General features: G+C 48.0%; 13 protein-coding genes. All 13 read right to left on the bottom strand.

Annotated features, from left to right (window positions below; genetic code table 11):
- The 13 genes from AQS70_RS02145 to AQS70_RS02085 all read right to left on the bottom strand — a co-directional run bounded on the left by AQS70_RS02145 (nucleotide 1) and on the right by AQS70_RS02085 (nucleotide 14,136).
- Complete coding sequence (locus AQS70_RS02145; protein WP_082428011.1) at nucleotides 1-831, bottom strand: glycosyltransferase family A protein; 831 nt, start codon at nucleotides 829-831, stop codon at nucleotides 1-3.
- Nucleotides 789-2,024 (bottom strand): oligosaccharide flippase family protein, encoded by a 1,236-nt coding sequence (locus tag AQS70_RS02140; RefSeq protein WP_055101289.1) that lies wholly within the window; start codon nucleotides 2,022-2,024, stop codon nucleotides 789-791. The genes AQS70_RS02145 and AQS70_RS02140 overlap by 43 nt, the downstream gene beginning before the upstream one ends.
- Nucleotide 2,025: 1 nt before the next feature.
- On the bottom strand, nucleotides 2,026-3,189 hold the full coding sequence (locus AQS70_RS02135; RefSeq protein ID WP_156354962.1) for a hypothetical protein: 1,164 nt from the start codon (nucleotides 3,187-3,189) through the stop codon (nucleotides 2,026-2,028).
- A 135-nt stretch (nucleotides 3,190-3,324) separates the two neighbouring features.
- On the bottom strand, nucleotides 3,325-3,882 hold the full coding sequence (gene rfbC, locus AQS70_RS02130; RefSeq protein ID WP_055101287.1) for a dTDP-4-dehydrorhamnose 3,5-epimerase: 558 nt from the start codon (nucleotides 3,880-3,882) through the stop codon (nucleotides 3,325-3,327).
- A complete protein-coding gene (gene rfbA / locus AQS70_RS02125) occupies nucleotides 3,879-4,772 on the bottom strand; it encodes a glucose-1-phosphate thymidylyltransferase RfbA (RefSeq protein WP_055101286.1) in 894 nt (297 codons plus the stop codon). The genes rfbC and rfbA overlap by 4 nt, the downstream gene beginning before the upstream one ends.
- Nucleotides 4,773-4,930: 158 nt before the next feature.
- The gene (gene rfaH, locus AQS70_RS02120; protein ID WP_082428009.1) at nucleotides 4,931-5,458 is read right to left on the bottom strand and encodes a transcription/translation regulatory transformer protein RfaH; all 528 of its coding nucleotides are present in this window, start codon (nucleotides 5,456-5,458) and stop codon (nucleotides 4,931-4,933) included.
- A 73-nt stretch (nucleotides 5,459-5,531) separates the two neighbouring features.
- Nucleotides 5,532-7,007 (bottom strand): MBL fold metallo-hydrolase RNA specificity domain-containing protein, encoded by a 1,476-nt coding sequence (locus AQS70_RS02115; RefSeq protein ID WP_055101285.1) that lies wholly within the window; start codon nucleotides 7,005-7,007, stop codon nucleotides 5,532-5,534.
- A gap of 17 nt (nucleotides 7,008-7,024) precedes the next feature.
- Entirely contained in the window at nucleotides 7,025-8,329 is a 1,305-nt protein-coding gene (locus tag AQS70_RS02110) for a chain-length determining protein (protein WP_187331765.1), read from the bottom strand.
- 260 nt (nucleotides 8,330-8,589) lie between these two features.
- Nucleotides 8,590-8,811: a lipopolysaccharide assembly protein LapA domain-containing protein gene (locus AQS70_RS02105; RefSeq protein ID WP_420912329.1), complete on the bottom strand. Its 222-nt coding sequence runs from the start codon at nucleotides 8,809-8,811 to the stop codon at nucleotides 8,590-8,592.
- Nucleotides 8,812-8,862: 51 nt separating this feature from the next.
- Nucleotides 8,863-9,159: an integration host factor subunit beta gene (gene ihfB, locus AQS70_RS02100; protein ID WP_055101283.1), complete on the bottom strand. Its 297-nt coding sequence runs from the start codon at nucleotides 9,157-9,159 to the stop codon at nucleotides 8,863-8,865.
- A gap of 268 nt (nucleotides 9,160-9,427) precedes the next feature.
- A complete protein-coding gene (gene rpsA / locus AQS70_RS02095; protein WP_019826775.1) occupies nucleotides 9,428-11,122 on the bottom strand; it encodes a 30S ribosomal protein S1 in 1,695 nt (564 codons plus the stop codon).
- A 123-nt stretch (nucleotides 11,123-11,245) separates the two neighbouring features.
- The gene (cmk, locus tag AQS70_RS02090) at nucleotides 11,246-11,932 is read right to left on the bottom strand and encodes a (d)CMP kinase (RefSeq protein WP_162233863.1); all 687 of its coding nucleotides are present in this window, start codon (nucleotides 11,930-11,932) and stop codon (nucleotides 11,246-11,248) included.
- Nucleotides 11,932-14,136, bottom strand: coding sequence for a bifunctional prephenate dehydrogenase/3-phosphoshikimate 1-carboxyvinyltransferase (locus AQS70_RS02085; RefSeq protein ID WP_055101331.1), 2,205 nt, complete (start codon nucleotides 14,134-14,136; stop codon nucleotides 11,932-11,934). The genes cmk and AQS70_RS02085 overlap by 1 nt, the downstream gene beginning before the upstream one ends.
- Nucleotides 14,137-14,140 lie beyond the last annotated feature (4 nt).

The following is a 14,140-nucleotide window of genomic DNA, read 5'->3' as shown; positions in this document are numbered from 1 at the left end:
TCAAGAAACACGCTCTTTAGTCATTCTAAATACTAGGCACTGTAAATATCTGATCAAGCATTTGACTTTTCTATGTATTTTTTTTTCACGAGCAATCTGGTACTTGTAGTACAAACCAAAACCGAGTGGATTACGGCGCAAACAACTTGAAAAATTTGCAGAATATCCATCCTCTAGATATTCGCAAATGTAAAGAGTTTTATTACCAAAAACCTTGATTACACCTTCATCTGATACCCGATTCCAAATTAATAGCTCCGGAACAAACTTTTCACCTTCAAACACAGGAAAGGGATATTTTATCAAAGCCTCTCGCTTAAAAATATATGCCAAATCGCCTCTATATAAACCTCCCGCTTCAGTAGGCGTCATTACGTCATGATCTGTGAATGCCCCTTGGCAAGGTCGTCCTACGATAACGCCGGAGAATTTCTCCTTCCTGAAACAATATCCAACTGTTTGCTTATCGTCATATTCAAATAAAGTTGCTGCAAAAACTTCTGTTGCATCAACAGGAAGAGCATCATCGCTATCCACTAAGTAGATCCACTCGCGACTACTTGCTCTAACACCCGTGTTGATGGCGACATGTTTACCAGAATTTATTTGCTTCACGACTTTCATAGGAAAGGGCGATCTGCTTTGAAAGTCCTTCAACAATCTATCTGTTTCATCATTACTACCATCATCTACTACAACCCACTCGAAATTAATTTCATTTTGCTTTAATAGGCTCTCGAACAACCTTGGAAGTGTGTAGGCTCTATTGTAAGTAGCGGTGATAATTGTCAGCATACGCTGTTCTCTACCTGCTTGATTTTCATCGAACATAAGATTAACGCTACTGAAAAAACAATTTCAGACAGCACGAACCCATATACAATGCCTTTTAATTGAAACGCGTACGAAAGCACCGCAGCTAAAATCAGTGACAGCGTTGAAAAAATTATTAATAGAAAACTGAGTATACGATCTTTCCCTAAAGGCATAAATATCGTCAACCCAATCGCTTGATTCATCATCCTGAAAGGAATGATGAAGACAAAAATACGCAGGATCACGATAGCTTCCTCGAAGCCTGGCCCTAGCATGATACTTATTAGAAATTCGCCCAACGCAAAAATAACTCCTGCGCCTAGAACGCCTGCAAGGAACAACCCCCCCACGATAAAGCTTGATAGTTTTAAATTAATAGAGGTGCTTTTTAATAACTTGCGACTTAAATAAGGATAAATACCGATCAGAACTGGCCCAACCAAACCCACTGAAGCCTTTATTATTTTTTCAGCCGGTGCAAATTTTGCTACAGCGGCCTGACCGCACATAACACCGACTAAAGCCGGCCCAGCACTCATCATAATGTTATTAGAACTCTTGTATAAGAAACTATGAAAACCATTTTTTATTTGAGTCACCCCACCTTTTAAACTAAATGAAAATCTACCAAGAACTCTATAAACAAGGTAAAAACCCACCACCGTGTTGAGTAACGCAAACGATGACATAATCATCAGTGCTTTCGAAGCATCTTCAGGCTGACTGATAAATAAATACAACACCAGCAACCCAACAAACCTCAGGCACACTTCAAATACAACTGGGAAGGTTATTCTTTCCAGCCCCTGAAATAGCCAAATAGTACTAAAACCAAAGGCAAAGAAATAAAGATACCCCCATATAGCCGTTAGAGGATTAACATCAATCTTAAAGATATAAAAAACGAACAGCGATACAATTACCACAGCTAATGTCAACACTATTTTTGCTGACATAACCTCATTATAAATCTTCGACAGCAATGGCCTTTCACCCGCACTTAGCGCTACTTGCCGTGAGCCACTCAAAGAGTAACCATACTCAACCACAAGCGAACATAATAGCGCTGTCGTTTGAATAAGTAATATATGACCATATTCATCCACACCTAAGGCTCTGGCCAAAATTGGCACTTCCAAGATTGGAATCAAATAGCTAACTAACTGAGCCACGAACAATAAGCTCACATTTTTAAATTGCAAAATCATCTTATATAGCGACCTTTTCATCATCTGTTACTGCAGTTATTCGCTGAGAAAAGGTAGACAATAAAGACACCATCAGAATCCAAATCCCCCATTCAGAGAGTTCAGTACTGAAAGGATGCAACATTAAAAGAAGTGCAAATCCTAGCACGCCCCCAAATGCAGCAATCGAATAGGCAATATTCAAGGTCGATCTGATGCCCCTAGAACTAGCTGAAGTGAGTCTCGCAATAAAAAAACAAATAGGCGATATGATAAGCACTGTTATCCCGACAAAGCCTAACATACCAATATCACCCAGCGAAGAGAGGTAAGCATTGTGTACCACCATATCCGCACCATCCACCACACTGGTCGCGGTACCAAAACCACACCCTAGAGGAAAACACTGTTTTACATGCAAAAGACCATCTGCGAGCATTTGACTGCGTATTGGATCTCCGGCAGCGAGTCGGTTTAATACAAGTGGCTCTTCTGAATGACTGAAAAATACAAATCCGCCACTGTAAAGTATTAATGCCCCCATACCGATCAATGAGAATAATAATGAACAAATAATTGCTGTTTTAGGTCTTAGGTAAGCACATAGAACAGCAAACAGTAAAACTACCATTGCTAAAATTATAAAACCCGTCCTACTTGAATCTGCTTTCAACAAAAACAGACCACCGACTAAAGCGAACAGAGAGACCACTTTGTTTCTAGCACCAAATACCATGCCCGCTACCACAAACCCTATAAAAAATACGGGGGTTTTCCAAAGTACTCCTGGATAAGCAAATTGGCTACCTTGCCGCCCATCACCTAACTCTACATACAAGTCACGCAGCGCGTATTTTGACATTAAAAACAAAACCAGCCCAACCGCAATGCATAATACACTTATCTTATAAACACTTGCCTCACTCAAGTCACGAACATTCAAATAAATACAAAAAAAGGCTAAGGCGATAAAGAATATTTTAAACCCCTGATAAATTGTGTACACATCCTGATTAGCAAAACCGCTTAACATAAACGATAAAAAAACCAACAAAAAACCAGTTAAATATACAAATAAATCTACACTAATATTTCGACTGATTACACATGAAGAAAAAAACAAACCCGTAAATATCACAGCCCCCCAGACAATCCAATAACCTGTAGAACCAATAATGAATCTCACATCACCAAGCACTATCAATAGGCATGCACACAAAATAACGCACACTGAAACCTTGTGACTCTTCAACTTCGCTACTCCGATCTAACTTTCCAGTGAACACTTTATACGTAGCGTGTCTAGCCCCCCACAACATCTTTATTCAGGGAGTTGATCCAATACAGATGCCGCCCTGTCTTTTTCACTTAAAAAGTAATTACTCATTTCAGGCCATTCAATATTTAATTTTTTGTCGCTCCACAACACACTACGCTCTGAGTCCTTATCATAAAAGTGTGTCACCTTATAACTTACTCGAGTATCATCTTCCAATGCTAAAAACCCATGAGCAAACCCACCAGGGATCCACAGCATTTTCTTATTACTGTCATTTAATTCGAGTGCAAACCACTCACCATAAGTGGACGACTCTGTGCGCAAATCCACGGCTACATCATAGACTGCGCCCTGTAGTACACTGACTAGCTTCCCTTGTTCAAAAGGTTTTAATTGATAATGCAACCCTCTGAGCACACCCTTTTTAGAGCTAGAAATATTATCCTGAACAAAATAGTCAGGTGGCACAACACTCAATGACTGTAATCCATTTCGAAAGCGCTGAAGATTAAAACTCTCCATGAACCAACCACGTTCATCGTGGAACACTTCGGGCTCAATGACGACCAACCCAGAAATTGGCGTACTTGAAAACTTCATGGCGTATGCCTTTCAGATAACAGTTCCAAAAGATAACGGCCGTAACCTGTTCTATGATATTTTTCTGCTTGGCGCATTAATTGTTCAGGCGTTATCCAACCAAAATTAAATGCTATCTCTTCTAGGCAAGCAACCTTCAAACCCTGTCGCTGCTCTATTGTACGAACAAAACAGCTGGCTTCAAGCAATGACTCATGCGTACCCGTATCCAACCATGCAAAGCCGCGACCTAAGATTTCTACCGATAACTTATTGTGCTTTAGGTAAAAGCAATTAATATCCGTTATCTCAAGTTCGCCTCGCAATGAGGGCTGGATACTTTTAGCGATATCGACTACCTGATTGTCATAAAAGTACAGACCGGCAACCACATAATTTGATTTCGGCTTTTCTGGCTTTTCTTCAATACTGATAGCTCGTCCCGCTTCGTCAAATTCAACTACCCCAAAGCGTTCAGGATCTGAAACGTGATAGCCAAAAATTGTCGCACCCGAGGTTTTCGACATTGCAACTCTCAAGTTCTCTGAGAAGTAATGCCCATAAAAAATATTATCGCCAAGAATCATGCAGACGGGATTATTGCCAATGAATGTCTCACCAATAATAAAAGCTTGTGCCAAGCCGCCTGGAGTCGGTTGCTCCGCATAACTCAGCTCAATGCCATACTGACTACCATCACCTAATAGTTTTCTAAAGCTAGGCAGATCTTCAGGTGTTGAGATGACTAGTATTTCGCGGATGCCTGCCAACATGAGCACGGACAGCGGATAAAAAATCATGGGCTTGTCATAAATCGGCAACATCTGCTTTGACACCCCTAGTGTCAGGGGATGTAAACGTGTACCAGCACCGCCAGCGAGGATGATGCCTTTACGTTGGAAGGTGGTCATGTCGCGAGTACTTCCTTAGCGATTGCTGTGCGCTCCCTCTGGCTTCATGGGAATAAAGAGGGAGTAAGAAATTCAAACACGCTACCGCCCCAGGATTTATCGTCGATTTCCTGAGAACGATTTTCATTTATATGGGCTAATTAACTGCCTCCGAAAGCCTACAGCGTGGCAATACTCGTTATAGGCAAACTAATTTTTTGCTGCCGGTTCATTAAATTGATGAGCAGAATGACCCTTTCTTCGCCGTCCATAGACATGAATATAGACTCAATGCCTGCAAAGCCGTGATCGACAATGCTGACTTTGTCGCCAGCATTAAATTTGGAGATGATGTGCGTATCTGCACGAGACTGTAGCTGGAGAATCAACTCTTCGCAGACGGCTAAGGGCCGGCCGCCGAAAGCTACTATCCGTGCAACTCCACGGGTTGAGCGCAAGGGAGCCCAATTGGCGCCTTCAGGCATATGAATAAACAAATAACCTGGAAATAATGACTCTTTCACGCAGCTCATTTGGCCACGTAGTAGCTTTTCGCGTCGACAAACCGGGCGTGAGCATTCGTAGCCTTGGCGCTGGAGATTTTCTTCTGCGCGCTCGTCTTGTCTAGGCTTGCATTGCACGAGGTACCAGTCGTCTGATTTCGGCAGGCTGGGTTCGCAGGGGACTGTGGTGTCTGTTATGTGCATGGGAACTTCATTAATGGATTCATCCGTGGTTTACCATTCTGCCGCTCATATGCGAATGGTAAGCAACTGGGTTCTATGATGATCGCAGCTTGCTTCCCAGAAGCGGCTTCACGTCTGACGGGACAAGTACATCGACACGTTTATTTTGAGCTCGGTACAGGCTCAACAGTTCCGTTGCCAATGCTCTTCTTGCCTGTTCTTCGCCATGTACCAGACGTATTTCTTCAGGCCATTGAGACATACCTGAAACAAAATTAAGCAGGTCTTTCTGATCAGCATGGGCAGAATATCCGCCCAACGTGCTAACGCCTGCACGGATCATACAGCGCTCACCTTTCAATTCAACAAAACCACCTGATGGACCGTACTTTTGTATCAACGCTCCAAGGGTTCCCTTGGCTTGGTAGCCAGTGAAAAGCACATTATGCCGTTTGTCAGTCAGCATGGCTTTCAGGTAATTAACAATTCGTCCGCTTGAGCACATGCCTCCCCCAGCGATGACGATCGCCGGTCGGCCAGTACTGGCTAAATAATTAACGGTCTGCATGTGCTGTGCATGACTGTCAACAGTGATTAGCTGCCCGAAATGCAAGGGCTTGCGGCCATTACCTAGACGAATTTTCGCCTCTGCGTTCCAGTAATCCTCTAACTCACGATAGACCTTGGTTAATCGGCTTGCTAATGGGGAGTCAAGAATTACCGGTACTTTGGGCCAAGTAATAGGTAGACATTGATTATCAGCAGGTGCAGGACGAACACTTTCCGATAAAGTCTTCCGATGGAGAATGTCTTCGATTTCGTAGAGCAACTCTTGAGTGCGACCCAAACTGAACGCTGGAATCAATAAGGTTCCGTGATCAGATAAAGCCTTGTCGATGGCTCTTTCTAGGCGTTCTTGTCGAGTTAGACGATTTTCGTGGAAACGATCACCGTAAGTACTTTCAAGGATCAGTACATCAGCACTCTCTGGCGATTTTGGCGCAGGTAGAAAAGGTGTATGCGGTGCCCCCAAATCCCCAGAGAAAACGATCCGTCGCGCCAGTCCAGTTTTTAGATATTTCAGATCACACTCCACATACGCCGATCCCAGTATGTGGCCAGCCCTTTGTAAACGAATTCGTAAATGAAGGGTTTCTGTTTGTTCGATGCTGAACCAATGGTCAAAAGGCAGCGCAATTATCTGCTGGCTAACACGCTGTAGATATCGCTCGATTGTCTTCGGCTCTCGGCTCACCTCTAGCTTGAATGCATCTTCCAAGATAAGGGGTAGCAATTTTGCTGACGGTTGACTGCACAAGATAGGGCCTTTAAACCCTGCAGCCAGCAAATAAGGTAGCCGACCAACATGGTCGGCATGAACATGTGTGATGACTAGGGCCTTTATACCCACTAGCGAGAAACTGATGCCCGGGGACTGAGAATGTGCCTCCTCACCCTGGAATAGCCCACAGTCGATCAAGATGCTGCTGGAGCCTGTCATCTGCAGCTGATGGCACGACCCCGTAACGCCATTAATAGCACCGTGATGCATCACAGTGGGATATGTCATAGGCTCGCCGTCGTCAGTTAAGCTGCGGAACTCTCTACGCTTTGAAAGTTGACCCTGCGTGCCACAGCTGCGCTACGCAATAAAACAACCAAAGCACCCAGGCCAACGCCAAGTAATCCTCCCAGTATCAACAGCAACATTCTCCTAGGCTTTATCGGGGATAAAGGCTCTAGCGCCTTGCGATCAATTGTTACTAACTGAATATTACTGATCTCAAGATTACTCAAATTACCCAAGCGTACTATATCAGCTCGAAATGGTTGAACTCCGCTCAAGAAGACCTCTTCATTTTGACGCTGGTTAAGCACTTCCACTTCACGATTGCTTTCAAGCATAAACATTTCACGGGCTATCTGGGCGATACGCCCATCCGTAAAGTCATCCGTTTTACGCTTTAATAAGGCTGACCTTTCAGCTTCTAGAGTCTCGACCCCCATAAAATAGAGCGGAATATGCTGATTGTTGATCTCGGTATATATGACACTGCTATCACCGGCTCGATGGCTTTCTGCTAAGCCCGCAGGCGTTGTTGGTTTTTGTATACCAAGCGATTGAGCAATACCAATGGCCTCAGACAATTGAGCAATACGGTCCATACGCCCTACTTTAAGCTGCTTACGCAGGGCGACGAGCTCATCCTTTAATATAGAACGCTTTACATCATCGGTTTCTATCAATGTCGCAATACGAGCCTGCATACCCATGTCATATTCGGAGCGAGCAGCGTCGATCTTACCTTTGAGCTCCGCGAGCCTATTATCAATGATGACTTTGAGGTCAGCCTCAATTTGCTCGCGTTCAACCTTAATTGCGTAATCAACGAAGCTATTAAGGATTAGTACCCCGTCTAGATCTTCGGGATACCTCAACTCCAACCGGACAAGTGCACTCAACGAATCGGCTTTATCGCTTACAGGCGCGATGACCTTCAACGAAGATTTATTGAACGATTCAAAACTTTGTTCAAGCGTAACACCCGGTCGCTGCAAGTGACTGAACAGTACCTGATTAGCTTTGAAAAATTCCAAACGCACCCCATAAGACTCAAGTGCTGAGCCCACCTTTTTTAGAGCTTCAATAGGAGAGAGTGTGTAAACACCAGAACGATTGAGCGCGTCTAGCTCGTTAAGCGCAGCGGGACGAAGCACGCTTATCACTCGATATTCAGAGGAAACCAGACTGGCATACATAAAAGCAGAGAAGCCAAACAATGCGCCTAGCATTAGGACAACATGCTTGCCCTGCCAAATGATCTGGAAAATATCAAGAATGTCTACTTCGCGTCGTGAAGTCGCCTCGGCGATAGGGGGAGTACGGCTCATCAACAAAGCCTGCCTTCAATGAGAAATTGCGGGCTCGGCTGCAGAAATATTCATTGCTAATTAGCAGGCACATTAAATATCTGAGCCTGAATGAGCGCGGAAAAAGCTGGCAATCGAGGATTAGCCGCATTCTGCATGTATTACCAAATGGCACATAGAATACGCGGCCTCACTTGCTGTAGGAGTTTTCCTAGAGCTAGCAAATCCAGTCGATACTCAGGAAGTCTCCCCACCTCGCGACTAATAATTTTTTAGTCTATTTATGATTGCAACAAGCTGCGCTTCAGTCTGGCCGCCTTTCGCTTGTAAGCAATAAAGCCTAGTGCAGGCCCAATCAGCATGCCAAGCAACAAGGCGCCTAAAAAGATCACTGATGCCGGCAACTCAGGTGCACTCCACCCTAGAAAAATCAATGAGGTTGGTTGTTGGTTTTCGAGAACAAAAATCAGTGTTCCAAAAATGACCACAAGCGCAAAAGCCACCAAAACTGCACGCTTAACGCTACTCATCTGTAACTCCCATTCCCCAAAAGATTAAATGTTGTCTTCCTCGTCTTCGTTCACTCGATCTCGAAGCTCCTTACCCGGCTTGAAATGAGGAACAAATTTACCGTCAAGGCTTACGGATTGTCCGGTCTTAGGGTTGCGGCCTACCCGCGGTGCCCGGTAGTGCAACGAAAAGCTACCAAAGCCACGGATCTCGATACGGTCTCCGGTTGCTAGGCACTGTGACATTTGTTCGAGCATGGTCTTGATAGCCAACTCCACATCCTTAGATGAGAGCAGCCCTTGATGGGTGACAATTCGTTCGATCAACTCCGACTTCGTCATATTTTTCCCTTCTTTTTCAAGCAGCTAGGTCAGCGCTTCAAAGGTTTTAGCATGATCGAAAGAATTTGAACAGCCCAGATCTTGACTTATCTTCGCAGATCTCTAAGCAATAGCCTGAACAGCTGTGCTCAGGCATATAGCTACAAACGGCCTGAGGCACACTTACAACCACGCTTTATCCAAACCAGTAATGCAGGCACATCAAATCCAAATAACAGGCACAAAAAAGGGCGACCTAAGTCGCCCTTTTTCTATGGTCAATCAGAACTTAGTTCTGTTTTTCCATTTGTGCACGCAGCAGGTCGCCCAAAGTGGTCGGACCAGCAGCGATCTCAGAGGTAGCTGGCTTGTCACGCAGGCTCTGGATTGCTTCCTTCTCGTCTTCAACGTCTTTCGACTTGATAGACAGTTGGATTACGCGGCTTTTGCGATCAACGCTGATGATCTTGGCTTCTACTTCTTCGCCTTCTTTCAGAACGTTGCGCGCATCTTCGATGCGGTCACGGCTGATTTCAGAGGCTTTCAGAGTCGCTTCGATATCGTTGGCCAAGGTGATGATGGCGCCTTTAGCGTCAACTTCTTTCACGATGCCCTTAACGATTGCGCCTTTGTCGTTCTCTTGTACGTACTCAGAGAACGGATCGCTTTCCAGCTGCTTGATACCCAGGGAGATACGCTCACGCTCTGGATCAACAGACAGGATTACGGTGTCAAGCTCGTCGCCCTTCTTGAAACGACGTACGGCTTCTTCGCCCACTTCGTTCCAGGAAATGTCGGACAGGTGAACCAGGCCGTCGATGCCGCCGTCCAGACCAATGAAGATACCGAAATCGGTGATCGACTTGATGGTGCCGGAGATTTTATCGCCCTTGTTGAACTGGCCAGAGAAATCTTCCCATGGGTTAGATTTGCACTGCTTGATGCCCAAGGAGATACGACGACGCTCTTCGTCGATGTCCAGAACCATAACTTCCACTTCGTCGCCGACTTGTACGACTTTCGAAGGGTGGATGTTTTTGTTGGTCCAGTCCATTTCAGAAACGTGTACCAGACCTTCAACGCCTTCTTCCAGCTCAGCGAAGCAGCCGTAGTCAGTCAGGTTGGTTACACGAGCGGTAACGCGAGTGCTTTCTGGGTAACGAGCTTTGATAGCAACCCATGGATCTTCACCCAGTTGCTTCAGGCCCAAGGAAACACGGTTGCGCTCGCGATCGTACTTCAGAACCTTGACATCGATCTCGTCGCCAACGTTGACGATTTCGGAAGGATGCTTAATGCGCTTCCAAGCCATGTCGGTAATGTGCAGCAGGCCATCCACGCCACCCAGATCGACGAATGCGCCGTAGTCGGTGAGGTTTTTGACGATACCTTTAACCTGCTGACCTTCTTGCAGGGATTCCAGCAGAGCTTCACGCTCAGCCGAGTTCTCTGCTTCAAGCACGCTACGACGCGAAACAACAACGTTGTTGCGCTTCTGGTCAAGTTTGATGACCTTGAATTCCAGCTCTTTGCCTTCCAAGTGCGTGGTGTCGCGCACTGGACGAACGTCAACCAGAGAACCTGGCAGGAACGCACGGATGCCGTTAACGTCGACAGTGAAGCCGCCTTTAACCTTACCGTTGATAACGCCCTTAACCACTTCTTCAGCTGCGAAGGCTGCTTCCAGAACGATCCAGCATTCAGCGCGCTTGGCTTTTTCACGGGACAGCTTGGTTTCGCCAAAGCCGTCTTCGACCGCGTCCAGCGCAACGTGAACTTCATCACCGATGTTGATGTTCAGTTCGCCAGCGTCGTTGTGGAACTGCTCCAGCGGGATGAGGCCTTCAGACTTCAAACCAGCGTGAACGGTAACCCAACCAGCTTGGTAATCGATATCAACGATGATAGCGGTGATGATCGAGCCAGCCTGAAGATTCAGGGTTTTTAGGCTTTCTTCAAACAGTTCTGCAAAGCTTTCGCTCATTTTAATTCCTGTTGTTCAAGGGCGAAGGAATACGCCCATCAACCACACTCCAGACAATGTGGGTTACGTTCATATAAAAGAAAGCATGCAGGACTATTTCTGGTCTCCTGCACGCGCTCTTGATCATCCGGCGAGATCGCGCAGGGCGATTTCACTCTTGATGCGTTCTAGCACCTGTTCGATGGATAACTCAGTAGAGTCGAGCTGTATGGCATCAGCCGCCGGCTTAAGCGGGGCTATTGCACGCTGCGTGTCACGCTTATCACGGGCACGTATCTCATCCAACAGACGCGGGAGACTAACATCATCCCCTTTGGCCTTCAACTGCAAGTAACGGCGGCGGGCCCTCTCCTCGGCGCTGGCCGTCAGAAAAATCTTGAGTGGCGCCTCAGGAAAAACCACTGTTCCCATATCACGACCGTCAGCAACCAGCCCCGGGAATTCCTGAAACGCACGCTGACGCTGCAGCAAAGCCTCGCGGACAGCGGGCAGAGCCGCCACTTGCGATGCACCCTTTGCAACCGTCTCATTACGAATTGCGTCCGTAACGTTTTCACCTTCGAGCACGATAGTTGCCGACTGACCTTCCGTCGCCCCGACGAACTGCACGTCAAGGTGAGCCGCCAACTGACTCAGTAATGCCTCGTTATCAAGCGCTACACCATGATTAACGGCTGCAAATGCCAGCAAGCGGTACAAGGCGCCAGAATCCAGCAATGCCCAGCCCAAATGCTTGGCTAGGCGACCTGCAACAGTACCCTTGCCCGAACCGCTAGGTCCGTCGATGGTGATGACTGGCGCCACCGACATCACGACTGCGCCTCTGACACACGAATACCGACCTGCTTGCACAACGTGAGGAAGTTCGGGAACGACGTCGCAACGTTGGCGCAATCATGAATGCGGATGGGCGCCGTGGCGCGTAACGAAGCAATACTGAATGCCATCGCAATACGGTGGTCGCCATGGCCAGGAACTACACCGCCACCGATTGAACCGCCCTCAATAATGATGCCGTCCGGGGTCGGCTCGCACTTTACGCCCAGCGTCAGCAAGCCATCAGCCATCACCTGAATACGGTCTGACTCCTTCACCCGTAACTCTTCAGCGCCGCGCAGAACAGTCCGACCTTCTGCCACGGCAGCGGCAACGAACAGTACCGGGAACTCATCAATCGCCAATGGCACCAGCTCTTCTGGAATGTCGATGCCTTTGAGCTTGGCAGCCCGAACGCGCAAGTCCGCTACCGGCTCGCCGCCTACTTCGCGCTGGTTTTCGAGGTTGATGTCTGCCCCCATCAAACGCAAAATGTCGATTACGCCGGTACGAGTCGGATTGATGCCAACATGCTCAAGCAACAAATCCGAACCTTCAGCGATAGAGGCCGCCACCAGGAAGAACGCCGACGAAGAAATATCACCTGGGACTTCGATTTGCGTCGCTGTGAGCTTGTGCCCTGACTCGACCGACGCCGTAGCGCCCTCTACGCTGACCGGGTAGCCGAAGCCACGCAACATGCGCTCGGTATGATCACGTGTTGGTGCTGGCTCAGTGACAGAGGTCTTGCCTTGCGCATACAAACCGGCCAGCAACAGGCAGGACTTGACTTGAGCACTGGCCATTGGCAACGCGTAATCAACGCCCTTGAGCGTATGCCCCCCACGAATGGTCATGGGCGGACGACCTTCAGCCGCGGTTTCAATCACAGCGCCCATTTCACGCAGCGGGTTAGCCACACGGTTCATTGGGCGCTTGGTCAGCGATGCATCACCGGTCAGCGTCGTGTCAAAGCTCTGTGCGGCCAAAAGGCCCGACAACAGGCGCATCGATGTCCCCGAGTTACCCAGATAGATGGGCCCCGGCGGGGCTTTCAAGCCATGCAGGCCAACACCGTGAATGGTCACGCGACCTTGGTGCGGCCCTTCAATGACCACCCCCATGTCACGAAACGCTTGCAACGTTGCCAGAGCATCTTCGCCCTCAAGAAAACCTTCAACCTGCGTCGTGCCCTCGGCCAACGAGCCGAGCATAATCGAGCGGTGCGAAATAGATTTGTCGCCTGGCACACGGATCTGGCCAGTTACAGTGCCACCTGGTTCAGCCAGGAAAATCAGATCATTTGAATTCATAGGGTCCACATATGCCCGGCGGGCCAGGATTTTACTGAAATGCTCTCGAGCAACCCGGGCGCGGGTAAAAACGCCCAGCAATTGATGCCCGTCCCCTGCATCGACCGCGTCGCGCAAGGCGTCGAGGTCGCTACGAAATGTATCCAATGTGCGCAGCACCGCCTCGCGGTTAGCGAGGAAGATGTCATGCCACATTACCGGGTCGCTCCCGGCGATTCTTGTGAAATCGCGGAAGCCCCCCGCAGCGTACCGAAAGATCTCCAGATTCTCATTGCGCTTGGCAAGAGAATCGACCAGCCCAAACGCCAGAAGGTGCGGCAGATGACTGGTTGCAGCGAGGACTTCGTCGTGGCGTTCGACCTGCATGTGCTCAACATCCGCACCCAGTGCGCGCCACAGCGTATCGACCAGAGCCAGCGCAGCAGGATCGGTTTCGGCCACAGGCGTCAAAATAACCTTGTGACGCTCGAAGAGGCTGGCATTTGAAGCCTCGACACCGCTTTGCTCAGACCCGGCAATTGGATGCCCCGGTACGAAGCGCGGCGGCATGGCACCAAACGCCTGAGCTGCAGCGCGCACCACGTTACCCTTGGCACTGCCGACATCGGTCAATACTGCATTACCCAGATCAATGCCCGCCAATAAGCCGAGCATTTTCTCCATGGCCAGAATTGGCACGGCCAATTGAATAACGTGGGCGCCACGGCAAGCCACCGCCAGATCAGCCTCACAGCGATCAACCACACCCAGCTCGACTGCCAGGGCTCGCGACTTCGGATTCAGATCAACACCGACCACCTCGGCGCACAAGCCACTTTCACGCATACCTTTAGCGAAAGAGCCACCAATCAGGCCCAATCCTACAACCACCAGCCGACCTACAATAGGC

The sequence above is a fragment of the Pseudomonas endophytica genome, from assembly GCF_001411475.1.
GTDB lineage: Bacteria > Pseudomonadota > Gammaproteobacteria > Pseudomonadales > Pseudomonadaceae > Aquipseudomonas > Aquipseudomonas endophytica.
This window is presented reverse-complemented; position numbering and strand designations above follow the sequence as displayed.